This is a genomic window from Paenibacillus tianjinensis (genome assembly GCF_017086365.1).
In the GTDB taxonomy this organism is placed as follows: domain Bacteria; phylum Bacillota; class Bacilli; order Paenibacillales; family Paenibacillaceae; genus Paenibacillus_AQ; species Paenibacillus_AQ tianjinensis.
The window spans coordinates 5,982,017-6,001,434 of the sequence record NZ_CP070969.1; the positions used below are offsets into that span (position 1 = coordinate 5,982,017).

The window sequence follows — 19,418 nt, forward strand, 5'->3', positions numbered from 1 at the left end:
CACAGGCGGCTATAGGTAATACTCTTTTTGCAGACTTGAACTTAATTCATGTGCTGACCCAGCCAATTCCGGGCAGCCTCCACCTCGGCTGTACTGAGGCGATGGCCTTGATTCCCCCAGTGGGCGGTCACGTCCGCTCCTGCTCCCTGCAGCAGCTGCTCCAGCTCCCGGGTTTCCTCTGCCTTGATCAGCGGGTCATTGGTTCCCGCCCCGATGAATACGGAGACACCGGCAAGGGAAGGCAATGTCAGACCCCGCAGCGGAACCATCGGATGTAGCAGCACCGCAGAGCGGAAGATGCTTCCGTAATGGAAGAGCAGGCTGCCGGCAATGTTGGCTCCGTTGGAGTAGCCGACGGCGACGAGATTGCTGCTGTCGAAGCCGTACTGGGCTGCGGCACTGTCCAGGAACTGATTCACCTCATGGGTACGGAAGATCAGATCCTCCTCATCGAATACCCCTTCAGCGAGGCGGCGGAAGTAACGCGGCATGCCATTCTCCAGCACATTTCCCCGGATACCCAGCACTGAGGAGCCGGGAGACAGCATTTCCGCCAGCGGAATCAGATCATGCTCATTGCCGCCGGTGCCATGGAATAATACGAGGGTCGGCAGAGTGGCATCCGTACCTTTTTTAAAGATATGAATCATAGCTGGTTCACCTCCACTTCACGGATTTCAAACGGACTCAGCTTCGCTTCAATCACTGCACGGTTCGGTTCAAACCAGGCTGGCAGCATTAGCTTCTGCCCCAGTTTATCCGCATCCTCATCACGGGCAAAGCCTGGAGGATCGGTAGCAATCTCGAATAGGATGCCGCCTTCCTCGCGGAAGTAGATGGCGTTAAAGTACTGGCGGTCCTGCACCGGCGTCGGCTGATAGCCATGACTCTGCACGGTCCGGCCCCACTGGAGCTGTTCGGCATCATCCTTGGCACGCCACGCGATATGATGCACCGTACCTGTTCCTCCGCCGCCCTGAGGCACCGGCGCTGCTTTCAGGTCAATAATATTGCCAAGATCGCCTGTAGAGCGGTAACGGATGTAACCGTCGCCTTCGGCAATCTGCTCAAGGCCTAGCGTACGGGTCAGTGTATCCGCCGTTTTGCCAGGGTCTGTGCTGTACAGGACTGCGCCGCCAAAGCCTTTAATTGCGTGCTCAGCGGGTACTCCCCCGAAGGACCAGGTGCTGAGCGGGCCGGCTTCGCGTTCCACCAGCTCGATCCGCAGGCCGTCATAATCAGCGAAGGACAGGTAGGACTCCGAAATCCGGGTTACTTTGGTCACCGGAATCTGGTAGGCAGCCAGCCGCTGCTCCCAGAATCCCAGAGATCCGGCCGGCACAGCGTAGGTAGTTACCCCAACCTGACCGCCGCCGATTCTGCCTTTACGCCCGGTTACCCAAGGGAAGAAGGTGATGATCGTACCGGGAGCACCCTGCTCATTCCCGAAATAGAGATGGTAGACCTCCGGAGCGTCAAAGTTAATCGTCTTTTTGACCAGTCTCAGCCCGAGAATCCCGGCATAGAAATCGGCGTTGCGCTGCGCATCCTTAACAAAAGCGGTAATATGGTGAATTCCTGCAGTTTGAAGAGTCATGTTATCCATCTCCTTAAAAGTTTTGTGAGCATGAGCTTCCTTGTGGTACGTCGGCAAAACTGGCTTCGGAAGCATATGCTTAAGTTTTGTGAGCATGAACATCCTTGTGGTACGTCGGCAAAACTACTTAGTTAAAGAACAATGCATCCAGCGAAATCGCTCCCGGACCGGTCAGCGCCACTGCGACTGCTACTACAAGTACTGTCAGCGGGAACTCTATCCCGTTAGCTGTTGACCAGAAGCCGTTAGGAGCATGAACCTTGATAATCGCGCCCAGCATCGTTGCCGCAATCAGCACAGCTGCCACCGGTGTCAGCAGGCCGGCTGTAAACAGTACGCCTCCGACCAGCTCCATTAGTCCCGCCATTACCGCCATCGCTACCCCTGGCTTAATTCCGACAGATTCCATCCAGCCGCCGGTTCCCTTCGGCCCGTAACCTCCAAACCAGCCAAACAGCTTCTGCGCCCCATGTCCAATAAAAGCAACCCCGATTACAAGTCTCAATAACAATAATCCTACACTTACCATAATAAACACTCTCCATTCTCTTTGATTTAATTATCTTAACCTTAAGATATATGTTAAAAATTTTTTGACTACCCTAATCTGCAAACCGCTTCGCGGCTTGGCAAAAGCAAATGCGGAACCGTCAGGGACACTTGCATCCCGGCATTGCCGGTTCTACACGCCTTTGCCAAGCTTCTTCAGCAGCCCAATCGCCTGTTCCTTCTCTTCCTGATTCAGTCCGCCCATCAGACCATGAATGGAAGCCACATGGCGGGGGAAAATGTCATCGAACAGCTCGCGTCCCGCTTCCGTAATCTCGGCATAAGTCACGCGGCGGTCCTCATCGCATGGCACACGCTTCAGCAGTCCCCGCTTTTCCAGCTTATCGATGTTATAAGTGATGCTGCCGCTGGTGACGAGAATCTTCTCCCCGATCTGCTGCAGCGGAATTCTTGTTCTATGGTAAAGTACTTCCAGCACCATGAATTCGGCCGATGCCAGCCCGTGACTCTTCATATCCTTAACCGCATGATCCATCAAGCTTTTGTAAGCCTTGGATAGAACCACGAACAGTTTCAATGATGAAGCCTGCTCCTCATCCGAGCTGCCTGTCGTTTTGCTTATGAGTTCATTGTAGTCGCTCATCATGTACACCTCCTTCAACTGTGCCGTCTGCCACCTCTGAGGATTGCCGAAGCACTTATCTTTAAGTTAATTATCTTTAAGTTAAGATAAATATACGTCATCTATTCTCTATTGTCAACAGTTAATCTAAAAATAATCCCGCGCGGTTTGACCTCACTTTCAAAACGGCGTATCCTTTTTGTTGCGGCGACCTGTCTAGGAGGCAGACGGCACATCCTTGTTAGTGAAGCTGAAGCTGTACAGCTGTCCTCGTGGACGGGTGCATTTAACTGTATTCCGTGCAATTATATACGGTAGAATCCCCCGTTCCTGAAATTTAAATGTATTCTATACAACTAAAATGGCTGAGCCAGCGTTTTTCAGTGCAAACCTGGATTTTTAGTTGTACGAAATGCAGCTATCTCCCCCATACTCTGACAAGACAGATGATAACTGTACAGAATACAGTTAGTTACCAGTCATTGCGGATTATTGCAAAGATGCCATTCTGGCACCTGCAGTCATTTCACATGAAGCAGCCTGGCAGCTGGTCAACAGCTGAACCGGGTGATGGCCGATTACATTTATAACTACTTATCACATCGTTACTTATATAGAAGGAGGCTCATTATGGAAGGGAAGATTGATCCACATCCGGAGGCTGCCGCGGGCTTTGCTGCGGCGGGAGAAAACCATGCGCCGCGCGTGCTGATCGTGACGGCAGTCGCGGCCGAGCGCGAAGCCGTCCTGCGCGGCCTGGGAGGCAGCAGCAGGTTCGAGGTGCTCGCTGCGGGCGCAGGCACCGCAGCCGCTGCGGCGGGTACCGCCGCTGCTCTGGCAGCCGGCCCGTACGGCTGCGTCATTAGCGCCGGGATCGGCGGCGGCTTCCCCGGGCTGGCGCCCGTAGGCTCGCTGGCCGTTGCCAGCGAGATGATCGCCGCCGACCTGGGGGCCGAGACGCCGGAGGGCTTTCGCAGCGCTGCCGAGCTCGGCTTCGGCAGCGTATCCGTGCCGGCAGACAGCGGCACGGCTGAGGCCCTTGCGGCCGCGCTGGCTGCGGCCGGGCTTGTCGTCAGCACAGGCCCTGTGCTGACGGTGTCGACGGCGACCGGCACCGCCGGGACGGCCGCCGCCCTGGCCGCGCGGCATCCCGGTGCCGTCGCGGAGGCGATGGAAGGCCACGGGGTTGCCGTGGCCGCCCATCGCTTCGGGATCGCGGCGCTCGAGCTGCGCGCGATCTCGAACCCGGTCGGCCCGCGCGACCGGGCCGCGTGGAAGATCCCTGAAGCGCTCGATGCGCTAGCGGCAGCGGCCGCTATACTACTGGAGGTGCTGTAATGACAACAGAACTCAATATTGCTTTTTCCCCTTGTCCCAATGATACCTTTGTCTTTCATGCCTGGGCCCACGGGCTGGTAGAGGGCGCGCCCAAGCTGAATGTGACCTTTGCCGATATTGACATCACCAATGGACTGGCCGCTGACGGCGCCGGACCGGAAGTACTCAAAATCTCCTACGCCGCACTCCCCTGGGTGCTGGAACGATACAAGCTGCTGCCTTGCGGCGGCGCGCTTGGCCGGGGCTGCGGCCCACTGGTCCTGACCCGCAAAGGCCCGGGCGCGATCAAGCGCCCGGAGGAGCTGTCCGGCCGCCGGATTGCCGTACCGAGCGAGCGCTCCACCGCGTATTTGCTGTTCCGCCTATGGGCGGCCCAGCAGGTGCCGGACGGCCCTGCTGAGATTGTGGTCATGCCGTTCGATGAGATTATGCCAGCCGTACGCGACGGCCAAATCGATGCCGGCCTGGTTATTCACGAAGCACGCTTCACCTATCCTTCCTATGGCCTGAACCTGCTGACAGATCTGGGCAGCTGGTGGGAGAGCGATACGGGCCTGCCCATCCCGCTCGGGGCGATCATCGCCCGCCGCGACTTGGATCACGAATCTATTGCCGGCTGGATCCGCAGCTCCCTGCAATATGCGTGGGATCACCCCACCGATTCCAGAGAGTATGTGCTGGATCATGCCCAGGAGCTGTCGCCGGAGGTCGCCAAATCGCATATTGATCTTTACGTGAATGAGTTTTCGATGAATCTTGGGGACGACGGCTACGCCGCCATCTCAGCGCTGCTGAACCGCGCGGCCGCCGAAGGGCTTGTGCCTGCCGTTGATCCTTCGCAGCTGCGCTAAGATACCCGTAGAGTTCCCTATCCGCCAGGTTGAGGCTTAATTATCAATGATGGGAGAGGATTCTGTGATTCCTGCAGGCAACAGCAAGCAGAATATTGACCGGTTCTTGGGATATCAGGACCAATACGACCGTTACCGCCCGGAGGCGCCGCCGATGGTTACCAGTCTGCTGAGCAATTATTTGGGCGGACGGCCTTCCGTGGTTGCCGATATCGGCTGCGGCACGGGATTGTCCACGTTTCTATGGAAGAATACCGCCGATTCTGTAATTGGTATTGAACCTAATCCCGACATGCTGAGTAAAGCGGTCGAGAAGCTCAAGCAGGAGGATGAGGCGCAATCACTGTCCTTCATCCAGGGCTATTCCAATCAGCTTCCGCTCGATTCCGGCAGTGTTGATATCATTACCTGCTCCCAGTCCTTCCATTGGATGGAGCCGCAGAGCACCTTGCAGGAGATTGCCCGCTGCCTGCGGCCAGGGGGCGTATTCGCCGCTTACGATTGCGACTGGCCGCTGATGCTTCAGGCAGATATTGAAACCAGGTATAACCTTCTGATTACGGCCGCCGATAATCTGCTGGCTGAACTGCAGCCCGAATCCCAGCGGGCGCATAAATGGGATAAGGAGGGCCACCTGGCCCGGATTCAGGCCAGCGGCCATTTCAAGTTCACGCGGGAAATCGTATTCCATAATACCGAAACCTGCGACGCCGGGCGGTACGTAGGGCTTATGCTCAGCCAAGGCGGCATTCAAACGGTACTGAAAACCGGATCCACTGCTCTGGACACGGACCTAGCTGAGTTCTCTGCTGCGGTAGAGGCCTACTTCGATGGCCGGACACTGCCGGTTCTGGTCAGCTACCGGATGAGGATCGGGATTAAGTAACTGTCTGACTGAGCAGTTTAGGGGTTAGGCGATTTGCCTGTTCACCCGCACAAGTTTATCTTATACTTATTGCAACGAGACGAAGAACGTCTCGGCTGCCCTCTTTGAGGGAAGCCGGGACGTTTTCTATTTTAAGGGGGAGTGTGCGTGTTTATGTCATTTGAAAACGCACATCAGCAATTTATTGCAGGTCATCTTGCAGGAAGACCGCCCGGAGAACGGCGGGGGCGGCTGGAAAGAGGACATCAGCATGCGGAGGTGCTGTTCTTGCGCAATGTCTGGTGGCCGCTCCGGGGTGATTTCACCAAACTTCACCCTGAATATGAGGTGATGGACTGGCGCGGCAGATCCTATTTTGCCGACTTTGCCTGGCTTCCGGGCCACATCCGACTGCTTATTGAGATTAAGGGCTACGCCTCCCACGTCCGTGATATGGACCGGCATAAATTCTGCAGTGAGCTGAACCCCGAAACCTTTCTGCAGGCGATGGGATACCGCGTTGTCTCTTTTGCCTATGACGATGTTGAGCAGCGCCCCGAACTTTGTATAAGTTTACTTCGACTGATTATGGGCAGATATCAGGCTGCCGAGGCTCCTGTATCACGGCTGCAGCTTATGGAGCAGGAGGTCATCCGTCTGGCCATCCAGCTTACCGGGACTGTCCGGCCTCAAGATGTTAAAGAGCACTTCGGCATTGACTACAAAACAGCAGTCCGCACGCTCCGTAGTCTGTCTGATAAGGGCTGGCTGGTCCCCTCCTGCCGGGGCAACCAAGAAAGAGTCGTCCGGTATGAACTGGCACATGGGGTGCTGGATTATTTCAGTTAGGTAGCTTCTCAAGAATAACGTCACACTTGCTGTGGCTGTTTGCTCTGGCTATTTAAGAATTGTATTTTTTCCTCATGCCAGTAAGCAGCTAAGTGGAAAAAGGCAACCTATTTGGCTCCATATAGCGATTTTTGAATGATTAGTTGGAAAAAAGCAATTTAGTTTGTCCCGTTCACCCCAATTCTCCTGGTGATGGCTAGATGAAGTGGACTTTTTCCAACTAGCCTCCCGTTAAGCCCGATTGATGATCATTTAACTGGAGAAATTCCTACTAATTATACTGAGCCGGGAGGTCATTGAACCAGATGCACCAGACGCACTAGCATCAGAAGAACCAGACACATCAGAGTCACCGGTAGCACCAGACACACCACCGTATAAAAAACCAACAAACTAACGTGCATGCAAACACATCATCACTATTCATCAGCCTGACATGAGCTACAAATCGTCTGAGGACACACCAGCCCCGCCTCTATCCAAAAAACAAGCGCCCAACCGCGATAACTCCGCGATTGGGCGCTTGTCCGTCCACCATATAGCCTGCTTATTTCTTGTTCATTTTAAACTTCAGGAACAGCTCGTTGTAATGGGCGAGCATCCGCTTGCCGAGGTTGTCATACACCTCTAGGCGGTCGGTAATCGCCGCAGGCGGGTAGAAACGTTCATCGCCGGAAATATCTTCGGGCAGCAGCGCAAGGGCGGGAACGTTAGGGGTGGAATACCCTACGTATTCGGCATTCTGTGCTGCGACCTCTGGTCGGAGCATGAAGTCGATGAACTTGTGTGCACCCTCCACATTGGCTGCCGTCTTGGGGATGACCATGTTGTCGAACCACTTGTTCGAGCCTTCCTCCGGCACTACATAGTCAAGCTTGTCGTTCTCATCCATAATCTCTGAAGCATCGCCGGACCAGACGATCCCGACGGCTGCTTCTTCATTAGCCAGCAGCATCTTGATCTCGTCACCGACAATCGCCTTCACGTTAGGCGAGAGCTTGTTCAGCTTGGACAGTGCCTCCTGCAGATGCTCTTCATTGGTATCATTAACCGAATAGTGCAGGCTGTTCAGTGCCATGCCCATGACCTCGCGGGCTCCGTCGACCAGGAAGATATTATTGTTCAATCTCTTGTCCCAGAGGGAATCCCAGCTGCTGAAATCAATGTCTCCAGTCATCTCAGGATTGTAGATAATCCCTACCGTTCCCCAGAAGTAAGGCACCGAATACTTGTTGCCCGGATCAAAGGAAAGGTCCATGAATCTGGAGTCGATATTAGCCAGATTCGGAATTTTGCTGTGATCCAGCGGCAGCAGCAGGTTCTCCTCCCGCATCTTGGCGATGGCATAGTCGGAAGGAACCACGACATCAAAGACCGTTCCGCCCTGCTCCACCTTGGTCAGCATCGCTTCATTCGAATCAAAGGTCTGGTAGATAACTGTAATTCCGGTCTCCTTCTCGAACTGCTCCAGGAGATCAGGATCAATGTAGTCGCCCCAGTTATAAATCGTCAGCGTATTGCCGCCCGTATATCCTTCTGCCGAGTTCAGCCTGGAGCCGAGGAACATCAGGCCGAAAGCAACGAGCAGAATCGCCAGAAACGCATTGACCAGCTGTTTCATCTAGGCACCCCCGCTTCTGCAACCGGCTCCGCTATTATGGCGGACGGCTTATTCTTCTGCTGGTTCAGGAAGTAATAGCCGATAACAAGCAGGATCGTAAAGAGGAAGATCAGTGTCGAGAGCGCATTGATCGACAGTGATACCCCTTGCCGCGCCCGGGAATAAATCTCCACCGAGAGTGTGGAATAGCCGTTGCCGGTCACGAAGAACGTCACCGCGAAATCATCCAGCGAATAGGTCAGCGCCATGAAGAAACCGCTGAAGATCCCGGGCTTGATAATCGGCAGAATCACTTTGGTCAGGACATTCAGCCTGCTGGCCCCAAGGTCACGGGCGGCATCAGTCAGCGTGGGGCTCATCTCCTGAAGATGCGGCAGAATCATCAGCACGGCAATCGGCACGCTGAACGCCACATGCGAGAGCAGCACGGAGGTGAAGCCAAGCTTGATGCCGGCAATGGTGAACAGGATCAGAAAGGAAGCCCCGATAATAACGTCTGGACTGACGATAAGCACATTGTTCAGCGAGAGCAGTGCGTTCTTCGACCGGCGGCTGCGGCTGCGCTGGATGGCAAGTGCACCAATGACCGCCAGTAGCGTGGCAATTGCCGAAGACAGGAGCGCGATCACCAGCGTGTTGATCACAATAATGATCAGGCGCGTATCCTGCAGCACTTCCCGGTAATAATCGAGCGTGAAGCCCTCGAATTTATGCATCGTACCGCCGCTGTTGAACGAATAGTACATCAGATAGAAAATCGGCGCGTACAGTACGACAAACACCAGCACCAGGTACAGGTTAGCAATCCCGTTTTTATTTTTCATGCCGCACCCCTTTCCGCGAGCTGCCCGTAAGGATCATGAACAGCGCCATGATGGCGATCAGGAAGACGGCAACCGTCGAGCCCATGCCCCAGTCCTGCGTAACCAGGAAGTGCTGTTCAATCGCGGTGCCCAGCGTAATCACCCGGTTGCCGGCGATCAGACGCGTAATCATAAACAGCGACAGCGCCGGGATGAATACAGCCATGCAGCCGGAGCGTACCCCGGAGACCGTCAGCGGAAAAATAACCCGCCGGAACGTCGTCCACCCGGAAGCGCCCAAATCGCGCGCGGCATCCACAAGAGACAGGTTCAGCTCTTCCAGAGCGCTGAAGATCGGCAGAATCATGAACGGAATAAATATATACACCGATACAAACACAAAGCTGAAACCGGTAAAGAGAATTTGCTGCTCCCCGAGCCCCAGGAGGTCGAAGAAGCTGTTCACCGGCCCGAAGGTGCCGAAGATCCCGATAAACGCATACGTCTTCAGCAGCAGATTGATCCAGGTCGGCAGAATAATCAGCAGCAGCCACAGCTGCTTATGCTTCGTGCGGGTCAGCAGATAAGCGGCCGGATACGCGACAAGCAGCGAAAACAGCGTGATCAGGAACGCATACCAGAAGGAGTTCAGCATCATTCTCATATATACCGGCGTAAAGAAATTCACGTAATTATCCAGTGTCAGATGCCCGTCCAGGTCAAACAGGGAGTAGTAAATAACCAGCAGCACGGGTGCAATTACAAACAGGGCGATCCATAAATAATAAGGGATGAGATAGTACGACCGGCCCTTATTGTTCATGGCTCTCCACCTCGCCGTAAGCTTCCAGACGTCTGTCGAATTCTTCCTCCGTTTCACCGAAACGCATAACATGAATCGCTTCCGGATCAAAATAGAGCCCGATCTGGCTGCCCACCTCAGCCTTGCGTGTAGAGTGCACCAGCCACTCATGGCCGGATTCATCGTAGCAGCTGATCTCATAATGTACTCCCCGGAACAGCTGGGAATCGACGCGCACCTTCAGCTTTCCCTGCTCCAGTGTTGCGATTTCCAGATCCTCCGGACGGATCACAATTTCAACCGATTCATTCGGCTTAAGCCCTGCATCCACGCATTCAAAACGTTGGCCGCCCCATTCCACCAGATAATCCTCGATCATAACACCGGGTACGATATTCGACTCTCCGATGAAATCGGCGACGAAACGGTTGATCGGCTCATCATAAATATCGTTCGGTGTGCCGCTCTGCTCGATCTTCCCTTTGTTCATGACAAAGATCCAGTCGGACATCGCCAGCGCTTCCTCCTGGTCATGGGTAACGAAAATGAACGTGATGCCAAGCCGCTGCTGCATTTCCCGCAGGATATACTGCATCTCCGTACGCAGCTTCAGGTCAAGCGCGGACAACGGCTCGTCCAGCAGCAGCACCTGCGGCTCGTTGACGATCGCGCGGGCAATCGCTACACGCTGTCTTTGTCCGCCGGACATTTCGTTGATCGCGCGCTGTTCGTAACCGACAAGGTTGACGAACCGCAGCGCTTCCTGCACCTTTTGGGTAATGACATCCTTCTTGAGCTTCTTAATGCGCAGTCCGAAAGCCACATTCTCGAATACGTTCAGGTGGGGAAACAGGGCATAATCCTGAAACACCGTGTTCACCTGGCGCTCATTGGCGGGAATGTGGTTGATCATTTTACCGTTTAGATAAATAGAACCTTCAGTCGGTTCGGCAAAACCGGCGATTAGACGCAGAATGGTCGTCTTGCCGCAGCCGGACGGTCCCAGCAGTGTATAAAATTTGCCGCGTTCGATTTCGAAGCTGACACCTTTTAACACGGCCTCCTCATCATCATATTGCTTAGTAACCTGGTCAAAAGAAATAATAGTGCCTTCCGGGGTAGCGATAGCTAACGACCTCCCTTACCTTATGTATTACAAACCATTTACCCTCATCTAACAGCGCACAATCGGCCTTAATAGGCCCAGCACTGCCTCAGCGGCAATTCTGTGCCACTGCTTCAATAGCATTTCACATTATATAGCATATAGGATATATCCCATATATGCGATAGCTAACAACGCTTATAGCCTTTCAGAATCTTAACAAGTTCGTAAAAAATAGCCCTCTTTACGCTGCGTATGAGGTGCTATAATGAAACCGTCTGAAAACACTTTGAAAATTCCTCTTTTTATGAAAGAAGATGACTGAAAATGAACGAGGGGTTACAAGACCGCCTTGAGAAATTTGGATTATCCCTTTATATGATACGGATCACACTGGCTGCTTCACTCTCCTGGGTGGCAGTTCATAGCCTGTACGGTGACCATTACTTATATTTTGCCCCGCTTGCAGCTATTCTGATTACCCAAGGAACGGTTAAAGCCTCGCTTGAAAAAGGCTTATACCGCCTGCTCGGCATTGTGCTCGGCGGAACGGTCAGCCTGATTGTCGGCCGCTTCCTGGATATCGGCATTCTCTCGATCCTGCTGATCCTGCTGCTGGGCATCGGTATTGCCACCGCGTGCCGGATTAATATCCAGGCCGTGTCACAGGTTGGCGTGACCTCTGTTCTCGCGCTTACCTTCTACCATGATCACTATATTGTGTGGAGAATTGCCGAGACTCTAATCGGCGTACTGATTGCCTTATTGATCAATATGATTATCGTCTCGCCCAAAGGGTTCGTCAAGGTGAAAAGCCTGGCGCTCGAAGGAAGCCTGCTGCTGGCGGATTCCCTGAGCGGGATGGCTACCGGCGGCAGAGACGCAGCAAAGGCCCAGAAGGCGCTGACCCGCTCAGGTGAACTGCTCGCGAAGAGTGTCCGGCTGCGCCAGGAAATGCAATTCACCTTATCGCACTACCCCTGCCGCAGCGGACTGCGCGGGTTGACACAGGCTACGGCCCATCTGCAGAAGGTTCACTTCTACGTCAAAGAGATTGCCGACGAGCTCTCTCTGCTGCCTGCGCATTATGCTGCCGCAGACTGGATGGTGGAGGTTGCCGGCGCAACTGCCGACTGCATCGCCCTGTACGGGACCAAGGCATTGTCGGACGCCGAAGTTAAGCGTCCACTGCAGGAGTCGCTCCGGCATGCCCGTGATCTGCAGCTGGCCTGGTTCTCCGAGCTGCAGGGAATATGCCCGCTGACGGCTATCCGCGACCTCGGTGCTGTCTTCTCTCACCTCAACCGGGTGCTGGAGGTCATCGAACAGGCCGATTATGCGGCAGTTTCGGCCGCACCTCTGCCGGCAAGAACCGAAGCTTCACGCAGTATCCATCTTGTAAATAATGGACTCTCCCACAAGCTTTAAGCTTGGGAGTGTCCTTTTTTTTGCTGCTGCAAAATCTTATATATTTCAGGTGAAATTACAGTTGAAAACCGGCTCATACAGGAATAAAATTAGGATTGTTTAAAGAAGTTGTCGAAATGCAGTACTATAGTACCAGTTATGATCATTTTATTGTCGATTACTTCATTAAATGACCTCATGCTGAGTGTTTATCATGTTCATGTATAAAGGCAAACTGCCCGAAAGGGCGGGACGCAAAGCAATGGGCCTAACAATGCCGCTGTGCATTCATGGCTGCCAGGCTGCCGGTTTGATAATACGAAAAGCGAGGTTATACCTATGCCGCAGCGCATCCTTGACCATTCCCGGCATGTGTTCAGTAAAACGATGCCGTCCTTTAGCACTATTTTTCCGATGGAGTCCTCTACCCCGTCCTATCCGTTCAGCGGAGTGGGCGGAAATGAGGATAAGGATGGAATAATCATTGTACAGAATAGTCAGATTTTCATCACTCCCCCTCTATGCGGCGGCAAGGCTGCCCTGATTTCTGCTGTTCACCCTGTCGTTCTGAAGATGGAAGGCGAGAAGGTAACTGAACCCACCCGGGTCACTTCAGTCAATCATCTGAGCTGGGAGATCAGTGAGAAGCCGCAGTACCAGATTACGATTTCCGAGGATAAGCTAAGAGCCTACTTTACCCTCTACCGTGTGGAGAAGTACGCCTGGAAGCTCGTGAATTGCCCCGCCTCCGCCGAAGTCTCTGTCCGGGCCGAGCCGGACTATGATCTGCTGCTGTCTAAGCTGACTGTAGATCAGATTCTTGCCGGCTTTCCTAAAAGCGCCTTCATTCCTAATCTCAACATTCCTGCTCTTTACGCCGAATTAAATAATCCGACCTATCTTCCGGTCTGCATTGCTGTGGGCAAAGCCCCGGTTCCCGGGTTCAACGGCAGGCTGGAGCTCTTGCTGCAGCCTGATATGGCTGATGAGTTCAGCCGTCAGGAAGCCCCCGACCCTCTGAATTACCTGAACTATCCGGGGATTGCGTCTGTCCATCCGGGAGAAGTGCTGGCCCGCAAATTGCCTCCGCAGGAAGGCTTGCCCGGCTTTGACGTGTATGGCGGCATTCTGCCGTCACCCCAGCCGGAGGATATCCGCCTGATGCACGCCGCCGATATCTCGCTGCTTCCAGGCGGAGAGATTATCGCACTGCGTGAAGGAAGACCCCGGATCACAGGCATCGGCACACCGGTGGTGAGTATTGATTTCCCTTCTGCCTATATTATGCCGGGGGGCATGGATACAGCAGACGGAGTCTTTATGTTTGCAGGAGATGTGGTTGCACCGGAAGGAGTCAGGGACCAATCCATCATTGAGGCTTTTGGCAATGTCTACATATACGGTGATGTCCGGGGGGCTGTGATTACCGCCACAGGCAGCATTGTGATCCGGGGAAAGATAACAGACAGCCAATTATATTGCGGTTATTACGGAGCAAGACAAGGGCGGCTGTACCTGCATTCCGGTCACCTGATCGAGGAAATAACAGCACTGAGAAAAGCAGCCAGGCTGCTGGAGCAGAATCTTAAGTCACGTCAGCAGACTGTGAAATACGGACTGGTAGTTATGCTGCTGCTGGAGAGTAAATGCAGCCATATACCGGGTCTGCTTACCAGGCTTCAGAACCTGCTTTTAGACAATGAGTCAGCCTGTCCTATGGATACAGAGCAAATTAAACAACTGCTGGAGGTCTTCCTGCACCCGGGGCAGTTCACCGACTTCATAACGGATTCCGTGATTGGGACGTTGTTGAAGCTGCTTGAGGCGTTTTGCGAGCGGATTGAAGGCCTGCAGGAGGAGAGTGCCCGGATTGATGTTGCAGAGGCGGAAGGCTGCATGCTCCAAGCCGGCGGAGACCTCTATATACATAAAGAAGGCGTCAGGAACTGCACACTGCGGGCATCCGGGAATGTTCAATTCCTCCTGGAACAATCGGTATGCAGCGGATCCATAGTCGAAGCGGGCGGAGCGATCACCCTGCAGAGCGCCTGCGCAGAAGCCGGCCAGCAATCGGTTCTTACAGCAGGAAGTACAATTAGTGCCCGCCGGATTTCCGCTACCCGCTTGTGCATTGGCGAATATACCACGGAGATTGATGATTTGCTGGAGAATGCGGTATACACAGCCCAGAATCTGCGAATGGGTAATCAAGATAGTGCAAACTTGCTTACATACCGTTTTTAAGCCCAATGAAAGAGCCTGCCGGACCTCATGCAGATCCGGCAGGCTCTTCTTATTTTATCCGGGCGTCCGCCCCAGCTTTACATTTACCAGAATAATGCTGCCCACGATCAGCAGCATACCCACAATCAGGTTGGGCGTAATCTGCTCATGTAGCAGCACTACGCTTGAGCCGATGGAGATCAGCGGGATCAGGAAGGTAAACGAACCGACCCTACTGGCCTCCCCTTCATTGATCAGCTTAAAGTACACCATCCAGCCGAGCGCGATGACGAACACCGCAATGAACAGTGTGTTAACAATAAAAGCACTGTTCCAGGTAATTGCTGACCAGCTTTCCATGGCTGAACCGGCTGCCAGCAGGATCACTCCGCCAATCATGATCTGCATCGCCGTCATCCACAGCATATCTACCCGGGCCGCATTTCGTTTCGTATAGATGGTGGCGAATGCCCAGCTGAGTGCGCTGGCCAGCGCAAGCAGAACACCGACAGGAGAGATGCTTCCGTTGAACCCGCCGATGCTCAGCGCGGCTACCCCCAGAAAGCCGAGCAGCAGGCCGAATATTTTCAGCCCGTACATGCTCTCCCCTAGCCAGATCCAGGCAAAGATGCCCAGCAGCACCGGCTGCAGAAACACAATGGCCGAGAACAGCCCGGAAGGCACATACTGCAGGCCTATCGTCTGGAAGCCGTAATAAAAGACGATACTGAGTATCGCCGATGTCAAATAGACCGGCCACAGTTGCCTGAACTGAAGCTGCTTCCCTTTCGGCAGGGCTGCGATGATCAGGATGATACCCGCAATCACTGTCCGGATACCGGCAAACAGCAGCGGAGGCGCATAGGATAAGGCGATTTTGGACAGGGGCCAGTTGATCCCCCAGACAATCACCAAAAAAGTAAGCAGAGCTATCGTTTTATTACGTCCGGACATTCATTCACCTCTTGTTTCATTTTCATTCCAAATGATACAATATCCCCAGTCATAATTGAAATGAATTATTATCATGAGGGGCATAACAAATCCGATATGAATAACAATCAAATTCGCCTGTTTGTCAAAATTGCCGAAACCGGAAGCTTCACCAAAGCCGGGTTGGAGCTGAATATGACCCAGCCGGCGGTCAGCCGCGCTATATCCGCCCTCGAAACGGAAATGGACGTCAAGCTGCTGCTTCGCGACCGCCGCAGCGGGCTGATGCTCACAGAGGTGGGTAAACGTGTCCTGATTCTTTTCCGAGAAATTCTCAGCGGGTTCAATAAGGTCGAGCAGGAGATTGCCGCGGAGAAAGGACTGGAGAAGGGACTGATCCGGATCGGAGCCTTCCCGGTGGCGGCTGCTTACTTTGTGCCCAAGATGATCCGCTCGATTAAGAGCAGGTATCCGGGGATCGAAATCTCCGTCCACGAAGGCTCGGTGGCCGAGGTGAAGGAATGGCTGGAAACGCGCCAGATTGATGTCGCGCTAATTATTCCGCCGCATGAGGAATTTGAGACCATTCCGCTTTTTCGGGAGAAGCTGTATGCGGTGCTGCCCGGCGCTCATCCGCTGGGTCAACACCAGATCATTGATGTGAAACACCTGGAGCACGAGCCGATGATGATCTGCAGAGCAGGCTATGAGCCTCCAGTGCTTGATTTATTCAAGAGAGCCGGCAGTGAGCTGAACGTGAAATATGTGGTCAACAGCTACAATACAGCACTGAACATGATCCAGGAGGGCCTTGCCGTAGGCGTGCTGTCCCAGCTGTCGCTGCTCGCGCCGCCTGATGATGTGATCATCCGGGAGCTTTCACCCGATGCTTACCGGGATGTCCATCTGGCGGTCCATTCGCTGGAGGAAGCGTCCATCGCTGTCAGGTTGCTTATTGATACTGCGCTCGAATTATTCGCGGAAGCCGGAAATCTGCATCCTGCTACAAACACTGTAAAGGAGTGATTAATATGAAGACCAACCGTCTGGGAAAAAGCGGGCTGCAGGTATCGGCACTAGGCCTTGGAACGAATGCTTTTGGCAAACGTGCCGATCAGCAGACCTCGATTGAGATTATTCATACCGCACTGGATCAGGGGATCAACTTCATCGATACCGCCAATATTTATGCCGGTACCGAATCGGAAAGAATCATCGGCCTGGCTCTGGAAGGCAGGCGGGATCGCGCAGTTCTGGCCACCAAGGCAGGTCTGCCGCGGGCTGAGGGCCCTAATGGGAGCGGCTCCTCCCGCCATCACCTGATGCTGGAGCTGGAAGGCAGCTTGCGCCGGCTGAAGACGGATTATGTGGATCTGTATCAGATCCACACCTTCGATCCGTATACGCCGCTGGAAGAAACGCTGCGCACCCTGGATGATATGGTGTCGGCGGGTAAGGTCCGTTATATCGGCGCTTCTAATTACGCGGCCTGGGAACTGATGAAGGCGCTCGGAATCAGCGCAGCGCGGAATCTGATCAAATACAGCTCGATTCAGTGCAGCTATTCACTGGCCGACCGGACCCCCGAGAACGAGCTGCTCCCGCTCTGTCTGGATCAGGGACTGGGTATCATCCCTTACTTCCCGCTGGCCGGGGGCATACTGAGCGGCAAATACAGCAGCAGCGGCGCTGCACCTGCCGGGTCACGGGCCGAGACCGATCCGAACTTTACCCGCTTCCTTACCCCTGAGCGGATTGCACTGGGTAATGAAGTCAGCCGGATCGCCGCAGACCTCGGAACCTCGCCCACAGCCTTGTCCTTAGCCTGGCTGATGAGCAGGCCCGCTGTATCCACGGTTATCGTAGGGGCTACACGGGTGGAGCAGGTGCAGCAGAATCTGCAGAGCACCGCTCTTGAGCTGGACGCGGAGACCCTGGACAAGCTGGAAGAAGCCAGCCGCCCGTTCCGCAGCGGCGAGCCGTTCGCAGTCTACCGTCTGCCGTAATTGCAGAACGCCAAGAAGCCTATAGCTCCTTCCTGCCGGTTATCGGCGGGCTGGAGCTATAGGCTTTTTTAATAGAACAGCATTGCTTATTTATACGGCTGCGATGAACCGCTCCATATCTTCCTCGACCGTTGTAATACCGCCGATTCCGAAGTTATCAACCAGCACTTTAGCCACATTCGGCGAGAGGAAGGCCGGCAGCGTCGGGCCGAGATGAATGTTTTTGACACCCAGGTGCAGCAGCGCAAGCAGCACGATGACCGCTTTTTGCTCATACCAGGCAATATTGTAGGCAATCGGCAGGTCGTTGATATCGTCCAGTCCGAACACTTCCTTCAGCTTCAGGGCAATGACCACAAGGGAATAGGAATCATTGCATTGTCCGGCGTCCAGCACACGCGGAATTCCGCCGATATCGCCGAGCGCAAGCTTGTTGTATTTGTACTTCGCACAGCCTGCGGTAAGAATGACAGTATCCCCCGGCAGTTCAGCAGCAAAGTCAGTGTAGTAATTGCGGCTCTTCATCCGGCCGTCGCAGCCTGCCATCACGAAGAATTGCTTAATGGCCCCGCTCTGGACAGCTTCTACCACCTGATCGGCCACATTCATAACCGCTGCGTGGGCAAACCCGCCGACAATCTCTCCAGTTTCAATCTCAGTCGGAGCTTCACAGCCCTTCGCCTGCGCAATAATCGCGGAGAAATCCTTCACTCCATGCTCATCCGCCGGAATATGCTGCACTCCCGGGAAGCCGGTGTTGCCTGTCGTGTATAACCGGTCAATATAGCTGTCCTTAGGCGGCACAATGCAGTTCGTAGTCATCAGAATCGGACCGTTGAAGCTGGCAAATTCCTCATTCTGCTTCCACCAGGCATTGCCGTAATTGCCTACAAAGTGGCTATACTTCTTAAAGGCCGGATAATAGTGAGCCGGCAGCATCTCACTGTGCGTATACACATCTACTCCAGTTCCCTCTGTCTGCTTCAGCAGCTCTTCCATATCCTTCAGGTCATGTCCGCTGATCAGAATTCCCGGATTCTGTCCTACGCCGATGTTCACTTTGGTGATTTCCGGGTTGCCGTAAGTGGTTGTATTCGCCTGGTCGAGCAGAGCCATCACATCAACGCCGAACTTGCCGCATTCCAGCACAAGTGCAGTCAGCTCATCAGCGCTCAGACTGTCATCCAGAACTGAAGCCAGCCCTTTTTCCATAAAAGCATGGGCGCCTGTATCCGCAAAGCCCAGCACTGCAGCATGCTCCATGTAGGCCGCCATTCCCTTCAGTCCATAAGTCAGCAGCTCGCGAAGGGAACGGACATCCTCATTCTCCGTCGACAGAACGCCTACCGTTTCCGACTTGGCCAGCAGGTCCTCTTCTGTATCCGCTGTCCAGAGTGCGGCATCATGATTCGCGAGAGGTACCGCCGCTCCAGCCTCCTTCAGCCTGCTGCTCCACTGGTCACGCAAGGTAAGCCCCGTTCTTATTCTGTCAATAAAAGCTTCCGGGACAAAGTTGGCATTGGTTATCGTAGCAAACATACTTTCTATAATGAACTTATCTGTGACGGAGTCAGTAATGCCTAATTCCCGGCCTCTCCGTGCAAAGATGGAAATGCCTTTCAGTGTGTAGATCATCAGATCCTGAAGATTGGCAACTTCACTCGTCTTCCCGCATACTCCCTGGATAGTACAGCCCGTTCCTTTGGCCGCCTCCTGACATTGAAAACAAAACATGCTGCTCATTGCACCTTCACTCCTTTAAATGGGTATCGTTACACAGGGCAGAGACTGTTCATCTGCCTTTACAGTTACTATTTATTGTAGTAGACTTTCGCCATACAATCGGTAACGGATGTTACCGAATAAATTTAAATTTGGAGGAAATC

Annotated in this window: 18 protein-coding genes and 1 riboswitch; of the genes, 8 read left to right on the top strand and 10 right to left on the bottom strand. The window is 53.8% G+C overall.

All coding sequences use genetic code 11. The features are described 5' to 3' along the window. Positions 1–41: 41 nt before the first annotated feature. From JRJ22_RS27720 to JRJ22_RS27735, 4 genes are all read right to left on the bottom strand, one after another. On the bottom strand, positions 42–650 hold the full coding sequence (locus JRJ22_RS27720) for an alpha/beta hydrolase (RefSeq protein ID WP_206102399.1): 609 nt from the start codon (positions 648–650) through the stop codon (positions 42–44). Further along, positions 647–1,597 (bottom strand): ring-cleaving dioxygenase, encoded by a 951-nt coding sequence (locus tag JRJ22_RS27725; protein WP_206102400.1) that lies wholly within the window; start codon positions 1,595–1,597, stop codon positions 647–649. Before JRJ22_RS27725 ends, JRJ22_RS27720 begins: the two co-directional genes overlap by 4 nt. Before the next feature lie 127 nt (positions 1,598–1,724). After that, positions 1,725–2,126, bottom strand: a complete 402-nt coding sequence (locus tag JRJ22_RS27730; protein ID WP_206105336.1) for a DoxX family protein — start codon at positions 2,124–2,126, stop codon at positions 1,725–1,727. Positions 2,127–2,279: 153 nt separating this feature from the next. Then, the gene (locus tag JRJ22_RS27735; protein ID WP_206105337.1) at positions 2,280–2,750 is read right to left on the bottom strand and encodes a MarR family winged helix-turn-helix transcriptional regulator; all 471 of its coding nucleotides are present in this window, start codon (positions 2,748–2,750) and stop codon (positions 2,280–2,282) included. 609 nt (positions 2,751–3,359) lie between these two features. Here JRJ22_RS27735 and JRJ22_RS27740 point away from each other — a divergent pair. The 4 genes from JRJ22_RS27740 to JRJ22_RS27755 all read left to right on the top strand — a co-directional run bounded on the left by JRJ22_RS27740 (position 3,360) and on the right by JRJ22_RS27755 (position 6,632). Then, a complete protein-coding gene (locus JRJ22_RS27740) occupies positions 3,360–4,067 on the top strand; it encodes a futalosine hydrolase (RefSeq protein ID WP_206102401.1) in 708 nt (235 codons plus the stop codon). Next, positions 4,067–4,918, top strand: a complete 852-nt coding sequence (locus tag JRJ22_RS27745; protein WP_206102402.1) for a 1,4-dihydroxy-6-naphtoate synthase — start codon at positions 4,067–4,069, stop codon at positions 4,916–4,918. Before JRJ22_RS27740 ends, JRJ22_RS27745 begins: the two co-directional genes overlap by 1 nt. A gap of 64 nt (positions 4,919–4,982) precedes the next feature. After that, on the top strand, positions 4,983–5,804 hold the full coding sequence (locus JRJ22_RS27750) for a class I SAM-dependent methyltransferase (RefSeq protein WP_206102403.1): 822 nt from the start codon (positions 4,983–4,985) through the stop codon (positions 5,802–5,804). 153 nt (positions 5,805–5,957) lie between these two features. Continuing rightward, positions 5,958–6,632, top strand: coding sequence for a type IV toxin-antitoxin system AbiEi family antitoxin domain-containing protein (locus tag JRJ22_RS27755; protein ID WP_206102404.1), 675 nt, complete (start codon positions 5,958–5,960; stop codon positions 6,630–6,632). A gap of 547 nt (positions 6,633–7,179) precedes the next feature. Here the strand turns inward: JRJ22_RS27755 and JRJ22_RS27760 are convergent. The 4 genes from JRJ22_RS27760 to JRJ22_RS27775 are packed head-to-tail and all read right to left on the bottom strand — an operon-like array spanning position 7,180 to position 10,984. Continuing rightward, positions 7,180–8,253 (bottom strand): ABC transporter substrate-binding protein, encoded by a 1,074-nt coding sequence (locus JRJ22_RS27760; RefSeq protein ID WP_206102405.1) that lies wholly within the window; start codon positions 8,251–8,253, stop codon positions 7,180–7,182. Further along, entirely contained in the window at positions 8,250–9,077 is an 828-nt protein-coding gene (locus JRJ22_RS27765) for an ABC transporter permease (protein ID WP_206102406.1), read from the bottom strand. The genes JRJ22_RS27760 and JRJ22_RS27765 overlap by 4 nt, the downstream gene beginning before the upstream one ends. Then, positions 9,067–9,879, bottom strand: a complete 813-nt coding sequence (locus tag JRJ22_RS27770) for an ABC transporter permease (protein ID WP_054942404.1) — start codon at positions 9,877–9,879, stop codon at positions 9,067–9,069. Before JRJ22_RS27770 ends, JRJ22_RS27765 begins: the two co-directional genes overlap by 11 nt. Beyond that, on the bottom strand, positions 9,869–10,984 hold the full coding sequence (locus JRJ22_RS27775) for an ABC transporter ATP-binding protein (protein ID WP_206105338.1): 1,116 nt from the start codon (positions 10,982–10,984) through the stop codon (positions 9,869–9,871). Before JRJ22_RS27775 ends, JRJ22_RS27770 begins: the two co-directional genes overlap by 11 nt. A 306-nt stretch (positions 10,985–11,290) precedes the next feature. Here JRJ22_RS27775 and JRJ22_RS27780 point away from each other — a divergent pair, with 306 nt between their 5' ends. After that, positions 11,291–12,391, top strand: coding sequence for an FUSC family protein (locus tag JRJ22_RS27780; RefSeq protein WP_206102407.1), 1,101 nt, complete (start codon positions 11,291–11,293; stop codon positions 12,389–12,391). Positions 12,392–12,589: 198 nt separating this feature from the next. Further along, positions 12,590–12,680, top strand: a riboswitch (cyclic di-GMP riboswitch). Beyond that, positions 12,653–14,614: a flagellar assembly protein A gene (locus JRJ22_RS27785; protein ID WP_206102408.1), complete on the top strand. Its 1,962-nt coding sequence runs from the start codon at positions 12,653–12,655 to the stop codon at positions 14,612–14,614. Its footprint overlaps the riboswitch before it by 28 nt. A gap of 54 nt (positions 14,615–14,668) precedes the next feature. On the opposite strand, the gene JRJ22_RS27790 is transcribed toward JRJ22_RS27785, so the two are convergent. Continuing rightward, positions 14,669–15,547: a DMT family transporter gene (locus JRJ22_RS27790; RefSeq protein ID WP_206102409.1), complete on the bottom strand. Its 879-nt coding sequence runs from the start codon at positions 15,545–15,547 to the stop codon at positions 14,669–14,671. Between the two features lie 96 nt (positions 15,548–15,643). Here JRJ22_RS27790 and JRJ22_RS27795 point away from each other — a divergent pair, with 96 nt between their 5' ends. Both JRJ22_RS27795 and JRJ22_RS27800 read left to right on the top strand, forming a co-directional pair. Then, positions 15,644–16,552, top strand: coding sequence for a LysR family transcriptional regulator (locus JRJ22_RS27795; RefSeq protein ID WP_206102410.1), 909 nt, complete (start codon positions 15,644–15,646; stop codon positions 16,550–16,552). 5 nt (positions 16,553–16,557) lie between these two features. Next, positions 16,558–17,532, top strand: a complete 975-nt coding sequence (locus JRJ22_RS27800) for an aldo/keto reductase (RefSeq protein WP_206102411.1) — start codon at positions 16,558–16,560, stop codon at positions 17,530–17,532. A gap of 90 nt (positions 17,533–17,622) precedes the next feature. Here the strand turns inward: JRJ22_RS27800 and hcp are convergent, their stop codons facing one another. Then, entirely contained in the window at positions 17,623–19,275 is a 1,653-nt protein-coding gene (gene hcp / locus JRJ22_RS27805; protein ID WP_206102412.1) for a hydroxylamine reductase, read from the bottom strand. Positions 19,276–19,418 lie beyond the last annotated feature (143 nt).